This window comes from Maccoyibacter intestinihominis (assembly GCF_040096355.1).
Lineage (GTDB): Bacteria > Bacillota > Clostridia > Lachnospirales > Lachnospiraceae > Maccoyibacter > Maccoyibacter intestinihominis.
In genome coordinates this window covers 1-2,925 of the sequence record NZ_JBBMEX010000027.1, presented here as the reverse complement: position 1 = coordinate 2,925, position 2,925 = coordinate 1, and the positions used below count along the sequence as shown (strand labels likewise).

General features: G+C 42.4%; 4 protein-coding genes. 1 reads left to right on the top strand and 3 read right to left on the bottom strand.

Going from position 1 to position 2,925, the window contains the following annotated elements; all coding sequences use genetic code 11:
* The 3 genes from WMO43_RS13980 to WMO43_RS13970 form a co-directional block, all read right to left on the bottom strand.
* Positions 1 to 1,355 (bottom strand): MobA/MobL family protein (locus tag WMO43_RS13980; RefSeq protein ID WP_353531584.1); only part of this gene is annotated, 1,355 nt, incomplete at its 3' end.
* A 327-nt stretch (positions 1,356 to 1,682) separates the two neighbouring features.
* The gene (locus WMO43_RS13975) at positions 1,683 to 1,997 is read right to left on the bottom strand and encodes a hypothetical protein (protein WP_005608351.1); all 315 of its coding nucleotides are present in this window, start codon (positions 1,995 to 1,997) and stop codon (positions 1,683 to 1,685) included.
* Positions 1,998 to 2,137: 140 nt separating this feature from the next.
* A complete protein-coding gene (locus WMO43_RS13970) occupies positions 2,138 to 2,368 on the bottom strand; it encodes a helix-turn-helix domain-containing protein (RefSeq protein WP_004843519.1) in 231 nt (76 codons plus the stop codon).
* A gap of 171 nt (positions 2,369 to 2,539) precedes the next feature.
* On the opposite strand from WMO43_RS13970, the gene WMO43_RS13965 reads away from it, so the two are divergent.
* A partial coding sequence (locus tag WMO43_RS13965; RefSeq protein ID WP_173804745.1) for a helix-turn-helix domain-containing protein occupies positions 2,540 to 2,925 on the top strand: 386 nt, incomplete at its 3' end.

Genomic DNA, 2,925 nt, shown 5'->3' with positions numbered 1-2,925 from the left:
TCTGTGCCAATATCTGCCATTGCTGATTTTCGTTTTCCAAAAGTTCTATCTTCGTTTTCTGTTCTTCCATCTTGGAAAGTAGTTCCTCGGTATTTGGCAAAATGTTGAGCAGCTCGGATAACTCGCTGTTTAATTTTTGCAATTTCTGATTCTGTTCCTGCATAAGAGAGAGTTGGGTGTCCCGGTTCTGCATTTCCAGAAGCATTTCTGCCATTAAGGTCTGCTGTTCTTCGATTTGCCCAATCATGGACTCCATTAAGGGTATAATTTCCCGGCTTTCTTCTAATGTCATTTAATCGCTCCTTCCATAATGATAATGCACCTGATACTTTCCCAAAGGTGTCCAGTATCTTTTGCAATAACGTGTTTTGTTGTTTTATGATTTGATTTTCCGCTACTTTCCACGAACCTTTTATTTCCTGCCCGGCAAGAAACTTTTGTTCAATCTTTCTTGCGTCAGCACCTTCATGGATGGTAGGAATCTGGAGTTTTCCCTGCTTTTCGTAAGAACGGTGATCGACCTGATTATGCAAAGGCAGATGTTCATTACACACCTTTGCCCACTCGCTCCGCCACAGTTCACAGTTTTTTGGATTGTTCCATCCCGTAGCATCGGTCAGTACCCGTTTCCATTGCAGGCGGTTTCTTGCACCAATCTTCTGGATTCCGTTTTCATCTAATACAGGGATACGGATTCCATGACGGTCAGGGTTTTTCTTATCCTGCCACCAGTTCGGATGGGATTCATCAATCACGATATTTCCGCTTTTATCTCTGACAAAATCCCAATCTTTGACTTCTTTCTTCCCCCAAGAATGATCCGGGTTAAAAGGGCGCATTGTCAGAAGCAGATGGACATGAGGATTGCCATCCCCTTTGTCGTGGATACTCCAATCAGCACACATTCCCTTATCCACAAATGTTTTTTTGATATAGTCGGCTGTATATTGAATCTGTTCCTGTCTGCTCCATTCTTTGGGGAGGGCAAATTCAAATGACCTGCCAAGTTGGGCATCTGCACTTTTTTCAATCTTCAATACCTCATTCCATAACCTTTGTTTCTGAAATGTGATTTTAAATTTTTCTAAAGCAGCTTCTTTATCTTCTGACCTTTTGTATCGGACAGATTTTTGAAAGCGTTTTATATTTTCTTCTGGTACTATCTGCCATTCAGGAGGTGCGTTTTCGCACATCATCAGCCGGGTGTAGACCACTTCTTTTTTAGAAGTGTAATAACTGATTCGCCCGGTTTCCTCGTTTTTCATCACATCCCCATTGAGATATGCGGAAGCGGAGATAACAGATTTCCCTTTACTTCGTCCGACTATTTTGATTGTGTAATGAAAAATCGCCATGTCTGGATTCCCCCTTTCTGCACATCCGGCATAGATTTCCGGCAACATTGCTTTCAGTTTTAGAAAAAGCAGTATTGCCGGAACGCCCTCTGCGTAAGAGTGCCCTGCGCATAGCAGCCTGCATGGAATGCGCCCCTCTGGCGAAGAGTGCCTCCTGCGGCATGAGCAGGTCTGGCTGAAAGCCCCGCCGACGGAACGAGCCCGGCAAGCGTGAGCGAAGACCGGTTGCCACTTGTGGCAAACTTATTGGGACGACCTCTGGTTGTCCATAAGTGCGCCCTTCATGAAAAAGCAATGAAGGGAATGAAAAACTCATCCCCCCCGCCATTACACTTCCTCCATATCGGTATGTGTTTCTTTCTGCATTGCCTTTGAAAAAAATTTCCCATTGGCTTCCTGCTTTTTCAGAAAACCAATCAGCTTTGGGATGTCCTCTTCCTCGATAGGCGCACCGAGAACGGATTCCACCGCACCGCCAACCTGACAGAGCCTATGGGTTCGTTTTTTACTTTCTTCGGCTTTCTTTCGTTTCAGAAGTTCTTTCTTCTGTGCTGCATATCGTTTTGCTTTTTCAAGGCTTTCCTGTTCCTTCTTTTCCATTTCAAGCATTCGTTCTTCATAACTTTTTGTTGATTTTGCCATGATTACATTCCCCTTTCTTTTACAAACATAAGTTCTCGGTTGCGTATCAGAAGAAGCACATGGTATAATCTTCTTGCGTGTAGGTATATCATGGCTTCGGTCTGATAGAACCTTTGGCGGTTTCTTTGGAAGCCGCCTTTTTAATTTGCCGCAGTTCTTGTTACGGCTTTTACATTTCCTCTATCCCTCAAATCACGACCTTCATTCGCTTCCATAAACATTTCCAGAATATCGGTTTTAATCAGGACTTTACGACCAACCTTTAATACCGGAAGTTTCTTCCATTCTACAAGCTGTCTTAAGGTGTTTCTGCCGATTCCCGTATAGTCGGCAGCTTCTTCGATGGATAATGCAATTTTTCTTTGCGTCATATAATCACCTCCTTATAAATTGCATTATGCAATTCTTGTGATGTAAGTATATCCTTTTCATATCTTTTTGTCAAGCGTTACGAAATATTAAAAATAATTTTTAAGTTGCATATTGCAATTACAGAAAAACAATGCTATAATTCATACATACCGAAAAAGGAGGCAGTCAGCATGAAAGATAAAGAACTACGCAAGCTGATAGGCAGCAGAGTAAAACAGCGCCGTCTGGAATTGAATCTGACACAGCCTTATGTCGCAGAAAAGATGGGTGTTACCGCTTCTACAATCCTGCGTTATGAGAATGGTTCGATTGACAATACGAAAAAAATGGTGCTGGAAGGTCTTTCGGAAGCACTCCATGTATCTGTGGAATGGCTCAAAGGGGAAACAGATGAATATGAAACCGACATTACGGATAAGAGAGAGTTACAGATTCGTGATGCGATGGGAGATATTCTGGAACAGTTACCGCTTGCCCTTACCAAAGAAGAAGATGCTTTTTCAAAAGATTTATTACTGCTGATGTTAAAACAATATGGTCTGTTTTTGGATTCCTT

Bases quoted from the DNA above. Each gene is read 5' to 3' on its own strand.
- WMO43_RS13975 (WP_005608351.1), bottom strand. From the start codon at position 1,997: ATGGCAAAATCAACAAAAAGTTATGAAGAACGAATGCTTGAAATGGAA.
- WMO43_RS13970 (WP_004843519.1), bottom strand. From the start codon at position 2,368: ATGACGCAAAGAAAAATTGCATTATCCATCGAAGAAGCTGCCGACTAT.